General features: G+C 67.2%; 16 protein-coding genes. 5 read left to right on the top strand and 11 right to left on the bottom strand.

What is annotated here, in order from left to right; all coding sequences use genetic code 11:
* Positions 1–141 precede the first annotated feature (141 nt).
* From VFQ05_16475 to VFQ05_16460, 4 genes are all read right to left on the bottom strand, one after another.
* The gene (locus VFQ05_16475) at positions 142–2,466 is read right to left on the bottom strand and encodes a serine hydrolase (GenBank protein ID HET9328363.1); all 2,325 of its coding nucleotides are present in this window, start codon (positions 2,464–2,466) and stop codon (positions 142–144) included.
* Between the two features lie 79 nt (positions 2,467–2,545).
* Complete coding sequence (locus VFQ05_16470; GenBank protein HET9328362.1) at positions 2,546–3,955, bottom strand: ATP-binding protein; 1,410 nt, start codon at positions 3,953–3,955, stop codon at positions 2,546–2,548.
* Positions 3,952–4,647 carry a response regulator transcription factor gene (locus VFQ05_16465; protein ID HET9328361.1) on the bottom strand — a complete coding sequence of 232 codons (696 nt, stop codon included), beginning with the start codon at positions 4,645–4,647 and terminating at the stop codon, positions 3,952–3,954. The genes VFQ05_16470 and VFQ05_16465 overlap by 4 nt, the downstream gene beginning before the upstream one ends.
* Before the next feature lie 56 nt (positions 4,648–4,703).
* Positions 4,704–5,957, bottom strand: a complete 1,254-nt coding sequence (locus VFQ05_16460; protein HET9328360.1) for a dicarboxylate/amino acid:cation symporter — start codon at positions 5,955–5,957, stop codon at positions 4,704–4,706.
* Between the two features lie 114 nt (positions 5,958–6,071).
* Here VFQ05_16460 and VFQ05_16455 point away from each other — a divergent pair, with 114 nt between their 5' ends.
* The 4 genes from VFQ05_16455 (at position 6,072) to VFQ05_16440 (ending at position 10,678) form a co-directional block, all read left to right on the top strand.
* Positions 6,072–6,608 carry a type 1 glutamine amidotransferase domain-containing protein gene (locus VFQ05_16455; protein HET9328359.1) on the top strand — a complete coding sequence of 179 codons (537 nt, stop codon included), beginning with the start codon at positions 6,072–6,074 and terminating at the stop codon, positions 6,606–6,608.
* A gap of 144 nt (positions 6,609–6,752) precedes the next feature.
* The gene (locus VFQ05_16450; GenBank protein ID HET9328358.1) at positions 6,753–8,399 is read left to right on the top strand and encodes a hypothetical protein; all 1,647 of its coding nucleotides are present in this window, start codon (positions 6,753–6,755) and stop codon (positions 8,397–8,399) included.
* A gap of 54 nt (positions 8,400–8,453) precedes the next feature.
* Complete coding sequence (pruA, locus tag VFQ05_16445; protein ID HET9328357.1) at positions 8,454–10,049, top strand: L-glutamate gamma-semialdehyde dehydrogenase; 1,596 nt, start codon at positions 8,454–8,456, stop codon at positions 10,047–10,049.
* A gap of 29 nt (positions 10,050–10,078) precedes the next feature.
* Complete coding sequence (locus VFQ05_16440; GenBank protein ID HET9328356.1) at positions 10,079–10,678, top strand: outer membrane beta-barrel protein; 600 nt, start codon at positions 10,079–10,081, stop codon at positions 10,676–10,678.
* A gap of 17 nt (positions 10,679–10,695) precedes the next feature.
* Here VFQ05_16440 and VFQ05_16435 read toward each other — a convergent pair whose 3' ends face one another.
* Genes VFQ05_16435 through VFQ05_16410 form a run of 6 tightly spaced genes read right to left on the bottom strand, consistent with a single transcriptional unit; the run spans position 10,696 to position 16,759 of the window.
* A complete protein-coding gene (locus VFQ05_16435; protein HET9328355.1) occupies positions 10,696–11,289 on the bottom strand; it encodes a hypothetical protein in 594 nt (197 codons plus the stop codon).
* 50 nt (positions 11,290–11,339) lie between these two features.
* The gene (locus VFQ05_16430) at positions 11,340–11,963 is read right to left on the bottom strand and encodes a hypothetical protein (protein HET9328354.1); all 624 of its coding nucleotides are present in this window, start codon (positions 11,961–11,963) and stop codon (positions 11,340–11,342) included.
* A 59-nt stretch (positions 11,964–12,022) separates the two neighbouring features.
* On the bottom strand, positions 12,023–12,505 hold the full coding sequence (locus tag VFQ05_16425; GenBank protein HET9328353.1) for a hypothetical protein: 483 nt from the start codon (positions 12,503–12,505) through the stop codon (positions 12,023–12,025).
* On the bottom strand, positions 12,502–14,328 hold the full coding sequence (polX, locus tag VFQ05_16420; protein ID HET9328352.1) for a DNA polymerase/3'-5' exonuclease PolX: 1,827 nt from the start codon (positions 14,326–14,328) through the stop codon (positions 12,502–12,504). Before polX ends, VFQ05_16425 begins: the two co-directional genes overlap by 4 nt.
* Before the next feature lie 5 nt (positions 14,329–14,333).
* A complete protein-coding gene (gene ligA, locus VFQ05_16415; protein HET9328351.1) occupies positions 14,334–16,343 on the bottom strand; it encodes an NAD-dependent DNA ligase LigA in 2,010 nt (669 codons plus the stop codon).
* 8 nt (positions 16,344–16,351) lie between these two features.
* Entirely contained in the window at positions 16,352–16,759 is a 408-nt protein-coding gene (locus VFQ05_16410) for an EVE domain-containing protein (protein HET9328350.1), read from the bottom strand.
* Positions 16,760–16,812: 53 nt separating this feature from the next.
* Here VFQ05_16410 and VFQ05_16405 point away from each other — a divergent pair, with 53 nt between their 5' ends.
* On the top strand, positions 16,813–17,328 hold the full coding sequence (locus VFQ05_16405) for a hypothetical protein (GenBank protein HET9328349.1): 516 nt from the start codon (positions 16,813–16,815) through the stop codon (positions 17,326–17,328).
* 69 nt (positions 17,329–17,397) lie between these two features.
* On the opposite strand, the gene VFQ05_16400 is transcribed toward VFQ05_16405, so the two are convergent.
* Positions 17,398–17,758, bottom strand: a 361-nt coding sequence (locus VFQ05_16400; GenBank protein ID HET9328348.1) for a hypothetical protein, incomplete at its 5' end; no start/stop codon positions are given.

Genomic DNA, 17,758 nt, shown 5'->3' with positions numbered 1-17,758 from the left:
AGGCGATCTCTGGGTGCTCGATCTGCAGAACAAACGGTTGACGTACTACCACACACCGGATGTGGCGAAGGATCTGTTCGATCGTTACGTGCGTGGAAGCGAGGCGGCGCAGCGGGATCGCATTCGCCGCGCGGCGCCGCTCTAGGTCGCCTTCGCCAGCCGCATCCTGCCGTTCTTCTGGTCGAACGTCACCCGGAAGTCCCGCAGTACGCGCGAGCCGACGTTCGCCATCGGAAACACCGGCTGGAACTCCACGCTCGCTCCCTTGTACTCGTAGCCGCCCAGACGTACGGAGCCCTCGATCTCACCCGCACGGATCTCGAAGTCGTTCCCCAGCGTGCGGCCGCGGCCGATCACGCGCGGCGCGGATGTGAAGGCCAGCTTCGGCTCCAGGCTCACGGGCAGCGAAAACCCTCCGGGCGCGCCGGCGTCCACGTCGGCCTCGACCCAGAGCGAATCGACCTGGACCCGCACCGACGGGATTCCGCGACGCCGGTCGAAGGCGAGCACGTCCTTCCCGTTCACCGCCGGCAGCTCACCGCGATCGATACGCAGGCGATTCGCGGGATAATCGAGCGTGAGCAGGCAGTCTTTGAACAGGGCGAAGCCCAGGATGCCATCCACATGCTCGCCGAGGCTTCGCATGCGTCCGGACCGCACGGAGACGTCTATTCCCTCGAACTTCGCCTTGCCAATGCTCAATGACTCGAGTCGCACGAGGTCGAGCGTGATGGGGTTGCGACCGCTCGGATCACCGGCGCGGACCTGACCGATCGGCTCGAGCTTCAGCGCCGCGGCCACCGTCGAGTCGATGCTCGCGCTCATGCCGCCGCCGGTATCGAGCGCGAAGCGATACGGTCCACGGCCGTTGATCATCACGCTCACCGCCGGGAGATGCTCGCTACGACTCATTTCCACCTCGGCGCCGCTCTCGGGGACCGCGGTCCGATCCGGGCCCTTGGGCTCGTGCGACACGACCTGCGGGCCCATCCCTGTTCCGGCATGTGCTCCTCCGCCCACACGCACGCGCCGCCCGCCTCCGCCCGTCCCCGGCAGCCAGGCGCGCAGCGAAGAGGCGACCCGCTGCGCCGCCGGTGGATCGAGGTTGGCGAGCACGATGATCGTGTAGTCGCCCGCCATCTCGACGGCGGCATTGAGGCCGGGCGCCCCGCCGCCGATTCCGAGGCCGAGGCGGCCGTCCGGGCCCGGCGTGAGCTCCTCGAAACCACGGCCGAGCCCTTTCACCTGAACCAGCTTCTGCGCGCGCAGCGCGCGGGTGAACGTGAGCATGTCGGCCAGCGTGGAGTAACCGCCGCCCGCCGGACTGCCTCGCATCGGCCGGGTCGGTGCGTTGTTCCCCAGACCGTCCTGCCCTTTCGTGACGCCCGGGTGAGTCTGGCGCGTGTAGCCGTCGGCGAGATTGGCGACCTTCTGATCCTGGGCGTAGTGATCGGTGTTCTTCATCCCCGCCGGTCCGTAGACGTGCTTCCGGATGTAGTCGTAGTAATCCTCGCCCGAGGCTTTCTCGACGATCGCGCCGAGCAGGACGAACCCGCCGTTCGAGTACTGCTGTCGAGTGCCGGGCTCGAAGGCGAGCGGCTTGTCGCGGAAGAGCGGAATCCAGTCCGGCACGCGCCGCAGCTTCGATTTGTCGGCCCGGTCGTACGCCTCGCCGAAGATGTCGCCCACGCCGCCGCGATGCTCGAGCAGGTGGCGCACCGTTACACGGCTCGCCGCCGCCTTCGGATAGTCGGGAAGATAGCGGTCGATCGTATCGTCGGGCTTGACCTTGCCCTGAGCCACGAGCTGGGCGATCGCGATCTTGGTGAAGATCTTGTTGATCGAGCCGAGGTTGAACTTGGTGTCGGTTCGATTCGGGGTGTGGATCTCACGTGACGCTTCGCCGTAGGCGGACTGGAAGAGAACCGCATCCTGCTTCGCCAGCAGCACCGCGCCCGAGAACGCGCCCGCCCGTGACAATGAGTCGAGCTGTGCGCGCCAGGCCTGGATCGCCCCTTCCTCGGTGAGGGGTGTGGTGGCGATTGGCGCCGCCTCGGCGTCAGCGCCGGGATCCTGGTCGATGATCCGCAGTCCCAGCAGCAAGTGAGGCGCATGAGCCTCCGCGAGGAAGGTGATGTCGAGCGTGGCGCCGTGCGACGTGCTCGCCAGGATCTGCACGTGGTCGTCGGCCGACTCGATCACGCGGAGCGGCGTGAGCTTGCCGTGCTCGTCACGCATGTCGCGGTAGATCGCGACTCGCTCGTCGATCGGTCGCTGCGCGAGGGCGGCCTTGGAGACGTGCTCCTCGATGCACGCCCGCACTTCCTCTTCCTTGCCGGAGTTGAACGCGGCCAGGTAGGCCGATGCGCGGCGGCCGACCTCGGTGTCCGGGAACTCGAAACTGGCCGGGGCCGCTCCAACCAGAAGCACGACCGTCAATGCGAGCAACACGGAACGAGTTCTCATGGGCGTCTCCATCGAAACGAGATTCAAGCGGCCGATGCGAGCGCCACCCTAGAGCGGCCGCGTGAAGAACTGATGAAGCTCAGGGCTCGACTCGGGGCAGGGTGAATCGAAACGAGGTGCCCTGGCCCAGATCGCTCGTCACGGTCACCGCTCCGCCGTGCGCCTCGACGATGGCCTTGACGATGGCCAGCCCGAGGCCCGCGCCTCCCGTCGTACGAGTTCGCGAGGCATCGACCCGATAGAAGCGCTCGAAGAGGTGGGCCAGATGCTCGGGCGCGATGCCGGCTCCGGTGTCGGTCACGAACACATGAACGAACCCCTCCTCGGCATGGGCCGAGACCTCGATGCGGCCGCCCTGGGACGTGGCGGTGACGGCATTCGCCAGCAGGTTGCGCAGCACCTGGCCGATCCGCGTCGGATCGGCATCGACCATCGGCAGGTCGCGGATGGTGCTCGCGAGCGTGATCCCGCGATCCGCGGCCACCACGCGAATGCTGTCGAGCGCGCCTTCCACCAGGTCGGGCAGCGCGACCGGCGCTCGATCGAGCGAGAGCCGGCCGGCTTCGGCCACGGCCACCGTCTGCAGGTCCTCGACCAGGCGGGAGAGGAGCAGCACTTCCTCACGCAGTGAGCGGATCGTCTCGGGACTCGGCGCGAGCAGCCCGTCCTCGACGGCTTCGATCTGACCGCGAAGATTGGTGAGCGGTGTGCGCAGCTCGTGAGCGACGTCGCTCATCAGATTCCGCCTCAGCGTCTCCTGCCGGGACAGCGCCTCGGCCATGGCGTTGAATGCGCGTGACAGCTCGCCGATCTCGTCGCCCGAGGTGGCGGGAACGCGTGGGGAGAGATCGCCCGCTCCCAGCCGGCGCGCCGCCACGGTCAGCGCATCCACCGGACGAAGGATGCGGCGGGAGAGCCACCACGAGAGCGCCAGGGCCACCACCCCGGCGGCCCCGGCGGCGGTCGCGAGGCGCAAATCGAAGCTCAGGCCAAAGGGGCGGGCGTGGCTCGTTTCACGCCCCGCGGCCGGCAGGATCGCCAGTATGCCCAGCAAGCTCCCATCCGCCCGCCGCAGCTCCGCCCTCGGGCCGCCCGTCAGCACCGCGCGCAGTTGAGCGGAGGTCGCTCCCCGCCGCACCTCGCGATCGATCTCGATGCGACCCCGAGGACCCATCGTCACCCGTGACTCCCGCAGCTCGGGGGTCGAAGCCCCCAGCACTCGGCCATCCGGCGCCACCAGGAGCAGCTCACGCTGCTCCGTGCGGCCCAGCTCCGCCAGCACACTGTCGAGGCGCGCCGAGTCGGCCAGCGCGACCCGGCGCTTCAGCTCGCGCGCCAGGTTTTCCACGTGGGCGGCGCGCTCGACCAGCTCGAAGCGGCGGAATTCCATCTGCGCGACGCGCCGGGACATCAATCCCACCACGCCAAGAGCGACCACGATGGTGATGGCGGCGATGAGGAACAGCCGCGCGCGCAAGCTGCGGATCACGAGGCGTCTCCGCGCAGTCGGTAGCCCACGCCAAAGACCGTCTCGACGATCGCAGGCCTGGCGGGGTCGACTTCGATCTTGCGACGCAGATTGACGATGTGCGCGTCGATGGTGCGATCCAGCGCTTCGGACTCGGCGCCGAACGCCCGCTCGACCAGCTCGGAGCGCGAGAACGCGCGGCCCGGCGTTCGTGCAAGGACCTCGAGCAGCCGGAACTCGCGTGGCGTGAGCGGCACGCGCTCGCCGCGCACCGTGGCCTCATGCCGCGCCGGATCGATCACCAGCGCCCCGACTCGCAAGGGGGTCTCATCCTCGGCGCCCGGCGCACGTCGCAACACCGCCCGCACGCGGGCGGCCAGCTCCCGAGGGCTGAACGGCTTGACCACGTAGTCGTCGGCGCCGAGGTCGAGGCCTTTGAGTCGATCCTCCTCCGACGACCGGGCGGTGAGCATGATGATCGGGATCGCCGACGACTCCTCTCTCAGCCTGCGGCACACCTCCAGTCCGTCGAGCCCGGGCAGCATGAGGTCCAGGACGATCAGATCCGGCGGTGGCTCGCGGCGCGCCATGGCCAGCGCCCCCACTCCGTCGCTCGCGGTGACCACATCGAAGCCGGCGTGCTCGAGATAGAGCGTCACCGTGGCGACGGTCTTCTCGTCGTCGTCGACCAGCAGAACCTGGGCTTTGGACATGATTCAGAAACGATGGTGGGAGAGGCGTGTGAAGAACCGATGAAAGCCGCTCGAAGCTAGGTCTGGGACTCCTCGCCGCGTGACACGACCACGGCCGCCGCCAGATCGCCGGTCACGTTGAGCGTGGTGCGGCACATGTCGAGGAAACGATCCACGCCGAGGATCATGCCGATTCCTTCGGCCGGCACGCCGATCATGCCGAGGATCATCACCACCACCGGGATCGAGCCGGCCGGAACGCCGGCGGTGCCGATGCCGCCCAGCACGCAGATGAACGCGACGCTCACCTGCTGGGCGAGGGTGAGATCGACGCCATAGAACTGGGCGAGGAACAGCACGGTGACACCTTCGAAAAGGGCGGTGCCGTTCTGGTTGGCGGTCGAGCCCAGCGTCAGCACGAAGCGGCTGACGTGCGACGGCAGCTTGAGGTTCTCCTCGGCCACCATCAGGGACGTCGGCAGCGTGGCATTGCTCGATGCCGTCGAGAACGCCGTCACCATTGCCGGTCGCACGGCGCTGAAGAACTTGAGGGGGCTCATGCCGCCGAGCCACGCCACCGTCAGGGAATAGACGATGAACTGGTGCACCGCGAGCGCACCGACCACCACCAGGACGTACGCTCCGAGCTGGCGGATCACGTCGAGGCCGAGCCGTGCGGTGAGCGTGAACAGGAGACATGCCACGCCGATCGGAGCGAACTTCAGCACGATGCCGAGCAGGCGCATGACCACGTCGTAGAGCCCTTCGAGCGCTTCCTCGAGGCGCCGGGCCGGCTCGGTGCGGGTGAGGGACATGCCGATCCCCAGGAACAATGCGAACACCATCACCGCCAGCATGTCGCCATCGGCCATCGCCTTGATCACGTTGTTGGGCACCAGGCCGACCAGGAAGTCGACGCCGGTCGAGCCTGCCGCGGGCGCGGGGGGCGGTGCGGCCGAGGCCTGCGCCGAGAGTCGCGCTCGCAGGTCGGGCGACAATCCCGCGCCGGGCTTGAAGACGTTGACGAACATCACGCCCAGCAGCACCGCCACCGTGGAGACCGCGACCGTGTAGGCGAGTGTCTTCAAGCCGATCCGTCCGAGACTGCGGAAGTCGCCCAGACCCGACACGCCGAGCGACAGCGCCGAGACGATCAGCGGAATCACCAGCATGAAGAGGAGCCGCAGGAAGATCTTGCCGACCGGGTCGGTGACGTACTTCACGAAGCCGGTGAGCCACGGCGCCTCGGCGAACCAGAAGTGAGCGGCCGAGCCGAGGACGAGCCCGATCAGCAGTCCCACGAGCATGCGGGCGGCCAAGTGGTGACGCATGGGGCGGCAGTATGCGACAGCGTGAGCCGCGGGACCAGGGAGTCCGGCGGCCGCTCTTGACGCGGGCGAAGGCGTCGCTCAAAGTCGGCGTTCAATCGACGAAGGAGGTGACGGATGTCTCCGCTGCGCATGAACCGACGCGTGCTCGTCCTGGTCGAGCACGCTTACGAGGACCTCGAGCTCTGGTATCCCAAGCTGCGGCTGATGGAAGAAGGCATGGAAGTGGTGGTGGCCGGGCCCGAGAAGACGGTGTACGCGGGCAAGAACGGCTATCCGTGCAAGCCCGACCGCACGCTCGACGAGGTGCGCACCGGGGACTTCGACGCGCTGGTGATTCCCGGCGGATGGGCGCCGGATCGCCTGCGCCGCAGCTCGGTGGTGCTCGAGCTGGTGAAGGAATTCGATCGCGACCGAAAGCCCATTGCGATGATCTGTCATGCCGGATGGGTGCCGATCAGCGCGCGCATCCTCGACGGGCGCAAGGTCACCGGAGTTTCGGCCATCAAGGACGATCTCGAGAACGCCGGCGCCACCTTCATCGATCAGAGCGTCGTGGTGGACGGTCACCTGATCTCGAGTCGGACGCCCGCCGATCTGCCCGACTTCTGTCGCGCCTTGATCGCGGCGCTGGGGGCCAAGGTCCAGGTCTGAGAGAACTTCCGCCCCGCTGAGTGCCCGGCTCGCCGCCTGCTGGCTCCTTTGCCTGTGCGACGAGCGGTTCTAATCCGTTCTCCTCGATGAAGGCGACAATGTTCGGCTGGCCTCGGTTCCTCAGGCCGATTCGAGGAGAAGGTGATGACCCCCGGGTTCCGATCCACTCAGCGGCCACGCATGGCCTCGCCGATCCGTTTCACGACCGGCGCATCGATCGTTTGCGTCACCCTGATGCTTCTCGCTCATCCCGCCTCGGCGCTGGTGATCGATAACTTCGAGCACGGCCCTTTCGATCTCATGGCGCCCGCAGGTGGAAGCGCCTCTGCGGTGCAGTCCGGACTTCCCCCGTTCCATTGCATCGCGAGCCAGCGCGAGGTCCGCCTCCACGCTCTGGGCAGCGACCCCGCGGGCGCTCAGCTCCACATGGTCGCCGTGAACGACGAGATCGCGACCGTCATGCCCGCTGGTGGTGGGGGCCGGCTCGAGCTTCGCTACCGACCGACGGCGCCGGTGGATATCACCGGCGGGGGCGTCCTGATGAAGATCGTCGCGCAGGTGACCGTCGCCGTCTCCGGCGGAGCGACGCTCGAGGTCCGGCTGGAGGACGCGTCAGGCGCCAGCGACGTCGAGAGCGTGCCGATCGTCGCGCCCGGCCCGTTCTTCGAGATCCCGCTGAGCGCCTATGCCGCCAATCTCGACAAGACGGCGATCGTGCACGTCCAGGTGACGCTGTCGGCGCCGGTGCAGGGGGATTACCACCTCGCGGATCTCCGGATGGCGAAGGCCCACAGCATCCCGCTCGCCTACGACGCGCCGGCGCTCGCGGTCGCGGGGCCGCCCTATCCGACCGCGCCCTTGGATTACGGAGTGGACATCCTGCCCCCCGACCCCGTAGAGCCTCACGTGAGCATCCAGACCCTGCGTCTCATCCTGCGGTCCGCGATGGATTGCGATGCACCACCCGATCCCTGTGACGAGCTACCGATCGGGATGATGGGCGCCGACGCGGGCGACGGGGCAGTGAGAATTCCGGGCGAGCCGGGTGTCGAGATGCTGCTCGCGGACCACGGCGACCACGGCTTCACGGCCGAGACCTACCTCGTGTGGGATGGAGCAGCCGGGCAACGGACACCAGACGATGGGGTCTTCGACCTGTGCGTCCAGCTCCTGCAGGATGGCCTCTACACGCCGGCACTGGTGGGTTCTCCCACGGTCATCCAGATGCCGGGGGCCTTTGCGATCTCCTACCGTGTCGCCCACCGTGACCGTGCGGGCTTCGTGCGAGCCATCACCGATCAGCGAATGGTGATGGACGCTGATGAGGGCATCAACTTGCTCGGCCTCAGCGTCAGCACATCCGACATCTGCCCGCTCGAGCCGTCGACGGGCGATGGCTTCCGCATCCAGTTCACGATGGACTTCGTTCCGGTCATGAGCGATCCCTGCACCGTGGCCGTCGCGACCTGGACCGGGGAGCGGATCGGCGAATCCAACGTCTCGGTTTCGGAGCCAGCGCAAGGTCGTGCACGGCGCCTCTGGGCGCAACCGAGCGTCATGCGCTCCGCTACACAGTTTCGCCTCGGCGAGGCCCTCGACCACCAGGCGCCGCTCGTCGTTCACGACGTGCAGGGCCGCGCGGTACGCCGGCTGTTGGTCCGCGGCGGAGCGTCCTCGGTGGGCTGGGACGGGCGCGACGAGGGCGGAGTGGCCGTTCCAGCGGGCATCTATCTGGCACGTCTTCTGGACGGCGGGACGAGCCCGGTGGCCAGGGTCGTGCGCCTCGATTGATCCATCGGGGACTGCTAGACTCCCGCGTCCGCGACCATCAACGCCGGAGGAGTCATGAATCCGACCACGACGCGTGGGATCGCACCGGTCGATCCCAAGGCGCTGCCGACCTATTCGCCGACCACTTACGTCGACTTCACGCTTCCCGAGCATCGGAGCGCTTTCGAGAAAGCGCTCGCCGACGTCCGCGCGGCGTTGGGCCAGGAGCATCCGCTGGTCATGGGTGGTGAGCGCAGAAAGGGCAGTGGGACTTTCGAGTCGAAGAATCCCGCCCGACCGTCGGAGGTGTTGGGCCGATTCCAGTCCGCCACCCGGGAGCAGGCGATGGAAGCCGTCGAGATCGCGCACCGGGCCTTCGCCGACTGGTCACGGGTTCCGGCGACCGAGCGTGCCGCCTACCTGATCGAAGCCGCGCGGCGCATGCGCGAGCGTCGTCATTGGTTCTCCGCGTGGATGGTGCTCGAGGTCGGCAAGAGCTGGCCGGAGGCCGACGCCGACACGGCCGAGGCGATCGATTTCATGGAGTTCTACGCGCGCGAGATGCTGCGTTACGACGGGCCTCAGCCGGTCACCCAGATCCCGGGTGAGCGCGACAGCATGGTCTACATCCCGCTCGGCGTCGGCGCCGTCATCCCGCCTTGGAATTTCCCGCTGGCGATCACGGTCGGCATGACGACCGCGGCGATTGTCACCGGGAATACGGTGGTGGTAAAGCCGGCGAGCGACACTCCGGCGATCGCCTGGCAGTTCTTCCACCTCATGGACGAGGTCGGGCTTCCTCCGGGCGTTTTCAACTTCGTCACCGGCAGCGGAGGCGTCGTCGGCGACGCGATCGTTCGCCACGCCAAGACCCGCTTCGTGTCATTCACCGGATCGAAGGAAGTGGGCATCGGCATCAACCAGATCGCCGCCGAGGTGCAGCCCGGCCAGATCTGGCTCAAGCGCGTGGTGGCCGAGATGGGCGGCAAGGACGCCATCATCGTCGACGAGGAGGCCGACCTCGACTCGGCCGCGCAGGGCGTGAGCGCCTCGGCCTTCGGTTTCCAGGGGCAGAAGTGCTCCGCGTGCTCGCGCGCGATCGTGAGCGAAAAGGTCTACGACGCCTTCCTGGACAAGCTCAAGGCGCAGGTCGACAAGATCGTGGTCGGCGAGCCCGAAAAAGCCGGGGTCAATCTCGGCCCAGTCTCGAGCCCTGCGGCCCAGAAGAAGATCCTCGAGTACATCGAGGTCGGTAAGAAGGAAGGTCGCCTGATCGCGGGTGGCGGTCCGGTGGCGGGGCAGGAAGGATGGTTCGTCCAGCCCACCGTGATCGCCGACGTCAAGCCGAGCGCACGCATCGCGCAGGAGGAGATCTTCGGGCCCGTGCTGGCGGTGATCCCGGTCAAGAGCTACGACGAGGCGCTCCAGGTCGCCAACGGCACCGACTACGGACTCACCGGCGCGGTCTATACGCGCAATCCCGAGAAGATCGAGCGCGCCAAGCGCGAGTTCTTCGTCGGCAACCTCTACATCAACCGCAAGTGCACGGGCGCCCTGGTGGGCGTCCATCCCTTCGGGGGTTTCAACATGAGCGGCACGGATTCCAAGGCCGGAGGCCGGGATTACCTGCTGCTCTTCCTGCAGGCCAAGAGCGTGGCCGAAAAGGTCTGAAGCCGCGCCATCCCCACACGGAGTCCTTCATGAGACCGCTCTTCGCTCCTCGCCTCTGCATCGCGGCTCTCCTCTCAGTGATTCCCGCCTTGGCCGCCGCGCAAATGCACGACGAGCTTTCCTCCAATCGCCTGATCAGCATCGGCATCGGCGGTGGCGTCAGCGTGCCGGTGAAGGACGCGGATGAGGCGTTCGAGAACGGATTCAACGGCCAGGGCTTCCTGCGCTTCAATCTGCGCATGCTGCCGATCCAGCCTCGTCTCGACTTCACCTTTTCGAGCTTCGATCTCGACGATGCGAAGGTTGCCGTGCCGACGGGAACCGGACAGATCATGGCCGGACTCGCGAACTTCCAGATGTACCTGGTCCAGTCCGGTCCCATCCGGCCCTACATCGTGGCCGGCGTCGGTGCCTACAACATCAAGATGGAGACCAAGGGCCTGCTCGCGGAGACCGAGACCTCGGAAACCCGCTTCGGTGTGAACGCGGGAGGAGGGTTGGTCATCAAGCTCGGGAGCGTCGTGAGCCTCTACGCCGAGGGACGCGTGGACAACGTCTACACCGAAGAGGGTCTGATCGAAACCGACCAGATCCAGGTGGTTCCGGTCAGCTTCGGGATCGTGTTCTAGCCGTAGCCGCAGCGTCGCTAGGGACAAGTCACGGCGCTCGTCGCCGAGCCGCCGGCGAACATCGCCCGAGCCATCTGGCTGACGTCGATCATGTCGAGGTCGCCGTCGAAGTCGAAGTCGGAGCGTCCGCGGTACTGACCCGAGAAGACGTCGCCCGCGGCGATCGACAGATCCAGACCGTTGACTCCTCCGGCGGCGTTCAGATCGTAGGAGCTCGCGATCAGCGCCGGGAACGCCACACCGTCCGCGAAGACTCGCACGCATTCGGACAGAGGCCTGGAGGCGCCGTCCGTGCTTCCGACCACGATGAAAGTGACGGTGCCCGTCCCGTCGGTCAGCTTCGAGATCGTTTTCGCGCCGCAGTTGAACCAGGTGTCGGGCGCCGTCATGTCGCCCAACCGGACATCGGGACAGTTGGCGAAGTCCAGGGTCACCGTGACGTTCGGCAGCGGATGTAAGAGGCTGCGGATGAGGAACACCGTGGCGCCCAGGGGATCCGGGACGCCATCCCGCGTTCCGACCAGGGTGACTCCTTTGGGTAGCGTGGAGTTCGGAGGAAATGGTTTGTCACCTGCGATCGCGGGGGCGAAGAGCCCGGCAGACAGGAGCAAGGGACACAGCAAGCCGGCCGAGCAACAAGTCCATCTCGAAGAGAGCCGCTTCATTGCGCGCACCCCAGGCCGCTCACGGTCGAGCCGCCGGCATAGACTGCGCGCAACAGAACGCTGATGTCGATCAGATCGAGTTGGCCGTCGAAGTCGTAATCCGAGCGCGCGCGATAGTGTCCCGAGTGGACATCCGCCACGGCCATAGACACGTCCATCAGATTGACACCGTTCGACCCATTCAAGTCATCGGCGCTGACGGAAAGCCAGAAGAATGGAGCACCGAGGATCCGGACAGCGAGACACTTCGAGATCGATCGAGGAGGTCCGCTCGCCGAGCCCACAGCTCTGAAGGTCACGCTCCCATTGAGGTCGGTGACGCCGCGCACCGTCTTGTTGGCGCAATCGACCACGATGCCCGGATCCGCCATGTCGGGCGACAAGCGGACGTCGGAACAGGCGGAGAAGTCGAGGACGACCTCTTGGAAGAGCAGGGGATTGTCCGCCGCATCGCGCAGCACGAATGTCGCGCTGCCGAGGGGATCGGCAGTCCCGGACGTCCCGCCGACGACCGTGATACCCGGTGGCACGGTGCTCAATGCGGCACTAGGGATCTTGGCGTAGGCGGATTCGGCCGAGGCCTGCAGAACCATCACCAGGAGGAGGGCTGGCTTGCGCATCGCGACCTCCCTTCGGGCACCTGCGAAGCAGTCACCGTGTGGTACCCGTTCAGGAGCCGTCAGGTTCCACTGGTGTCCCGATGGGCTCGCATCAACGCCAGGCCGGTGCCGATCATCACGCAGGAGATCCCCACCGGCAGCCAGACCGGCTGGTACCACCAGGGATGCGGCGGAATCAGGAACAGCAGGTCCATGGCGGCGAGACTCCTGGGCCAGCCGACCATCGCCCGCAAGCCGACGTAGTAGGCGATGTCCCAGATCCCGAAGATCATGATGAAGGCCCCGAAGCGCGAGCGCAGGCGATCGCCGCCGAGCCAGGCGACGGAAGCCAGCATCGCCATGGTTGCCGCCTCGCGCCCGTGCTCGACCGGCAGCAGCCAGGGCACGCTCCGGATGCGAGCCATCACCTCGGCATAGGCCGGCATGGCCTCGCCGTGCTGCATGCCGAGCATGGAGCGGAGATAGACCACCACCACGGCCTCGAGCCAGCCCATGGCGGTCGCGAACATCAGGAGGCCGGCGAGCCGCGAGCGAGTCGTCATCGCGCGCGCTTCGGACGAGCGCGCGGAGCGGCGGCTTTCCGCTTCGCGGCAGCCTTCGGCGGCGCCGCCGGCTTCGCAGCCTTCGCCGCGGCCTTCGAGACCGCTTTGACGGCCGGCGCCTTGCGCCGCACGGCATCGAGCAGCTCGTCCGCTTCGAGCGTATTCAGCACGTCGCCCTTCTCGAGGCCGGCGCGGCGCGCGGAGAAGATCCCGTAACGCATCTGGTCCATCTCGACCAGCGTGTGCCCGTCGGTGTTGATGACCAGCTTGATGCCCCGCTCCTTCGCCATGCGCGCGTGAAGATCGCAGAGGTCGACTCGGTGCGGCTGCGAGTTGATCTCCATGAGCACCCCGTGGGCCGCGGCCGCGTCGAGCACGGCCTCGATGTCCAGGTCGACGGGCTCGCGCTTCCCCAGCATACGGGCCGTGGGATGGCCCATCACGTGGACCGCCGGATGAGCGAGCGCCTTGAGCACGCGCGCCGTCATCTCGGCCCGCGGCTGGGTGAGTCTGGAGTGGAGCGAGACGATCACCCAGTCGAGCAACCCAAGGCCCTCGTCGTCGAGATCCAGCGATCCGTCGCCGAGAATGTCCACCTCCAGGCCGTGCAGCACGCGGATCCCCGGGACCGCGCGGCGCACCGCTTCGATCTCTTCCACCGAGCGCCGCACCCGTGCGGTGTCGAAGCCGTTGGCCATGGTCAGCGACTGCGAATGGTCGGTGATCGCGCAGTACGCGTAGCCCTTGGCCTTGGCGGTCTTCACCACGGTTTCCAGCGATTCGCGTCCGTCGGTCCGGTCGGTGTGGAGGTGCAGGTCGCCGCGCAGGTCTTCGAGCTCGATGAGCTTGGGGAGAGTGCCGGTCCACGCGCGCTCGATCTCGTCGCGCGCCTCGCGCAGCTCGGGTGGGATCCAGTCCATCCCGAGCTTGTGATAGACCTCCTCTTCGGTGCGGCCCGCGATCCGCGTGCCATCGTCGAAGAGGCCGTACTCGTTCAGCATCCAGCCCTTGTCGATCGCGATCTTGCGGAGCGCGATGTTGTGCGCCTTGCTGCCGGTGAAGTAGAGCAGCGCGGCGCCGAAGCCTTCCTCGGGAACCAGGCGAACGTCGACCTGGAGACCGCTCTTCAAGCGCACCGAGGACTTGCTGTCGCCGCGCCCGAGGATCTCGCCGACCTCGGAGTACTCGGTGAGGCTTCCCATCACCCGCGCGGCGTCTCCGCCGCTCACCAGGATGTCGAGGTCGCCGACCGTCTCCCTGCGGCGCCGGAACGAGCCCGTCGCCTCCGTCTGGGTGACTCCGGGGATCTGACGAAAGCGCGCGACCAGCGCCTCGGCCACCGGCCACGCGGCGGAGAGCAGCGGACGGCCCCCAATGCGTGCGGCGGACTCGATGGCTTTGATGAGCTTGGTCACGAGCGTCTCGCCGAACCCCGGCAGCTCGCGGAGCGCCCCGGATCGCGCGGCCTGCTCGAGCTGGTCGCGGTTCTTGATGCCCCGATCCAGCAGCATCTTCACCCGCTTCGGTCCCATGCCCTGGAGCTCGGTGAGCGCCACCACCTCGAGCGGCACCTTGAGCTTCGTCTCCTCGAACAGCGCCGTGGTCCCGGTGTCGATGACGTCGCGGATCTTGACCGCGAGGTCGCCACCGATGCCGGGGAGTCCCTTGAGCGCCTGGACATCGAGGCCGGCCGCGGGCTCGAGCAGCTCGCCCAGCACGCGCGCCGCCTCGCGATAGGCGCGGACTCGGAACGGATTGGCGCCGTCGATCTCGAGCATGGTGGCGAGCCGGCTGAAGACGCGCGCGATGTCGTCGTTGGTCAACGCGCTCAGCCCTCGCCGATGCGGGTCAGGAACTGGGCTTCGTCGATCACGGGAATCTTGAGCTTCCGGGCCTCGTCGAGCTTCGATCCCGCGCCGGGCCCGGCCACGACCAGCGTGACTTTCTTGCTGATGCCGGAGGCGATCAGAGCGCCGGCGGCTTCGGCCTTGCGCTGCGCTTCGGGTCGAGAGAAGCGCTCGAGCCCTCCGGTGAACACCATGACCTGCCCGGCGAGCGGCTGAGGGCCTTTGGCCTTCTTCTCCGCGACCGGCCGCACGCCGGCCTGCTGGAGGCGCTCGAGCACGCGGCGATTGCGCGGGCTCTGGAAGAAGCGCCGCACCGATTCCGCCACCTCGGGGCCGATGCCACGGATCTTCTGCAGATCCTCCTCGGTGGCGTCGAGCATCGGCTCGAGGGATCCGAAGTGATCGGCGAGGAGCCGGGCCACGGTCTCGCCGACGTGCTCGATGCCGAGTGCCGAGAGGAAGCGATCGAGGCGGGGCCGCTTGCTGTTCTCGATCGCGGTGATGAGCTTTTCGATCGACTTCTCGGCGAAGCCTTCGAGGCCCGCGAGGTCGATGGGCGTGAGCCTGTAGATGTCGGCGAGGTCCTTGACCAGCCCGAGGTCGAGCAGCTGCTTCACCGTCTTCTCCCCGAGCCCCACGATGTCCACCACCCACGCGAAGTGGACCAGATGTCCGTGGAGCTGCGCGGGGCAGGCGAGGCCGTTGGTGCACAGGTGATACGCGCCGACGCGGTCGACGCGCGCCTTGCATACCGGGCAGTGGCGCGGCATCTGGAAGGGCTCGGCGCCACGCGGGCGGTGCTCCTTGAGCACCTCGACCACTTCGGGAATGACGTCGCCCGCGCGCCGGATGCGCACCGTGTCGCCGACGCGCACGTCCTTGCGGTCCACCTCATCCTGGTTGTGGAGCGTGGCCCGGCTCACGGTGACGCCCGAGACGTCGACCGGTCGCAGCTGCGCCACCGGCGTGAGCTTCCCGGTGCGTCCGACCTGCACCACGATGTCCGCCACGGTCGTGATCTCCTCGCGTGGCGGGAACTTGAAGGCCACTGCCCAGCGCGGACTGCGTGAGCGCACGCCGAGCAGCTCCTGCCAGTCGCGCCGGTCCACCTTGATCACCACGCCGTCCACCTCGAACTCCAGCTTCTCGCGTCGCTCGGCGAGTGCCTGGTGGTAGGCGAGAACCTGCTCGAGACTCTGCTTGGAGCGAATGCTCTTCTCGACGTGAAAGCCCCACCCGCGCAGCGCCTCGAGCATCTCGCCCTGGGTCTTGAACACCGCATGCTCGCCGCGCAGCACGTCGTAAGCGTAGAAGTCGAGCTTGCGCGACGCCGTGATGCGCGGATCGAGCTGGCGCACCGTCCCCGCGGCGGCGTTGCGCGCGTTGGCGAAGGGCTCCTCGTTCTTCTCGATCAGCCCCTTGTTAAAAGCCTCGAACTCGGGGATCGGGATCAGCGCTTCGCCGCGGACCGCAAGCGTGCCGCGAAGGCCTTCCTCGGGACCTTCCTCGGAGAGGCGCAGCGGAATGGCGCGGATGGTCCTCAGGTTCTCGGTCACGTCCTCGCCGACTTCGCCGTCGCCACGCGTGGAGCCGGTGCGCAGCCGCCCGTCCTGGTAGACCAGCTCGACCGAGAGCCCGTCGAACTTCGGCTCGACTTGATACGCGACCTCATCGATCTCCAGCGCCTTGCGGACGCGGGCGTCGAACTCGCGCACCTCCTCCACGCTCATCAGCGAATCCAGCGAGAGCATCGGCGCTTCGTGGGCCACCTTCTTGAACGCCGCGCGCATGCCGCCGCCCACGCGCTGGGTGGGGGAGTCTAAGAGGACCAGGTCGGGATACTGCGCTTCGAGCTCGGCGAGCTCGCGCATCAGCCGGTCGTACTGGGCGTCCGAGATGGTGGGCTTGTCGAGCGCGTAGTAGCGGTGATCGTGCTGATGGATCTCGCGCGCGAGCTGATGGATGCGCTTTTCGGCTTCCGCTTTGCTCACCGGAGCAATCAGGCCCCCGCGAGCTTCAGCAACCGCTCGAATTGCGCCTCGCTGAACGGAATCACGGACAGACGGGGGAGCCGGGCGAGATCGTTGCCCTTGAGCACGGCATCGGCCTTGACCTGCGCGAGCGTGACCGGCCGGGGAAGAGGCTGGCCGGGAGCCAGGTCGACCACGGGACGCTTGGGGTCCTTGAGCTTGGGATCGGGATAAGGATCCGAGACCGCCGTGGCGAGGCCCACCGCCTGCTTCTCGTCGCCGGTGTGATAGACGATCACCGTGTCCCCCTTGCGAATCGTGGATAGATGCCGGAGGGCGACCGGATTCGAGACCCCATCCCAGACCGCGCGCTTCTCGCGCTGCAGATCGGCGAACGAGTAGGTGGACGGTTCGGTCTTGACGAGGAAGGCTGCCATGGGGGCAGACTAACGAGCGACTCGAGGCCCTGCAACCCCACCTGGAGGTCATCGTGAGCGGCGAATCCACCCGAAGCGGCATCGCGAGCGCCGCCGCGTTCGAGCGCGCGTTCGGCGACTCCGCGCGCTGTAATCGCTGCGGCTCCGTGACGCCCGAGTACCGAGTGCTGGCCGTGTTCCTGCACGACACGGTGGCGATGCGCGCGTACTGCCAGCCCTGCTACGACGTCGCGATCGAAGGCGAGTATCACGCCGGCGGCGACGGCTTCATCCTTCACTACGAGGAATTCACCAAGCGCTTCGGCGCCGCCGGTCCGCCGCCGCCCCCCTGCACGCCGGTCGATCAAGTGCTGAGCGCTCTGATTCGCGATCCCGCGCTGCGGTCGCTCAAGCCACCGTCGGAGGCCCTCGCAAGGCGCACGAGAAAGACTCCCTATAAATTCCAGGTGGAGATCGACGATGGCAAGGGTCCGCATCGTTTCGAGCTCGACCTCACGCCCAACGGGACCATCTACAAGACTGATCTCCATTCGCCAGCCGCGGATTGGCTGGCACGGCTGTTCGGTTGATCGGTCGAGCGGTTGCCGTGTAAATCCTTACTGGCCCCGGAGCCAGTAAGAAGTTGCAATCGAGATGCGTCAGGGTCGGCCTGAGGTGTTGAGGCTATCTCGTGTAGCGAGGGCGCGGACTATCTTCTGATAGTCCTCGTTCGATGGGGCAATCGAGATGGCATTCGCGATCGCCCGTCGCGCCTCCGTCACGAGCCCTACACGAGCGAAGATCAAGGCGGCTCTCGCCCAGAGCTCGGCTCGATTCGGCTCCTGGGTCACCCAGGACCTGAGCTCGTTGAGAGCGGTCCCGTCTTCCCCCGCAAGCACGAGAGCGTCGATGAGTGCGAGACGGTAGTCCTCTCGGTCGGGTCGCACTTTGTAGGCGATGCCGAAGTGATCCACCGCTTCCGCATAGCGTGCCTCCTGGCGAGCGATGATCCCCAGGTGG

The organism is Candidatus Eisenbacteria bacterium (assembly GCA_035712145.1).
Lineage (GTDB): Bacteria > Eisenbacteria > RBG-16-71-46 > RBG-16-71-46 > RBG-16-71-46 > DASTBI01.
Note: the sequence above shows the minus strand (reverse complement) of the source record. Positions and strands in the feature narration are given on the sequence as shown.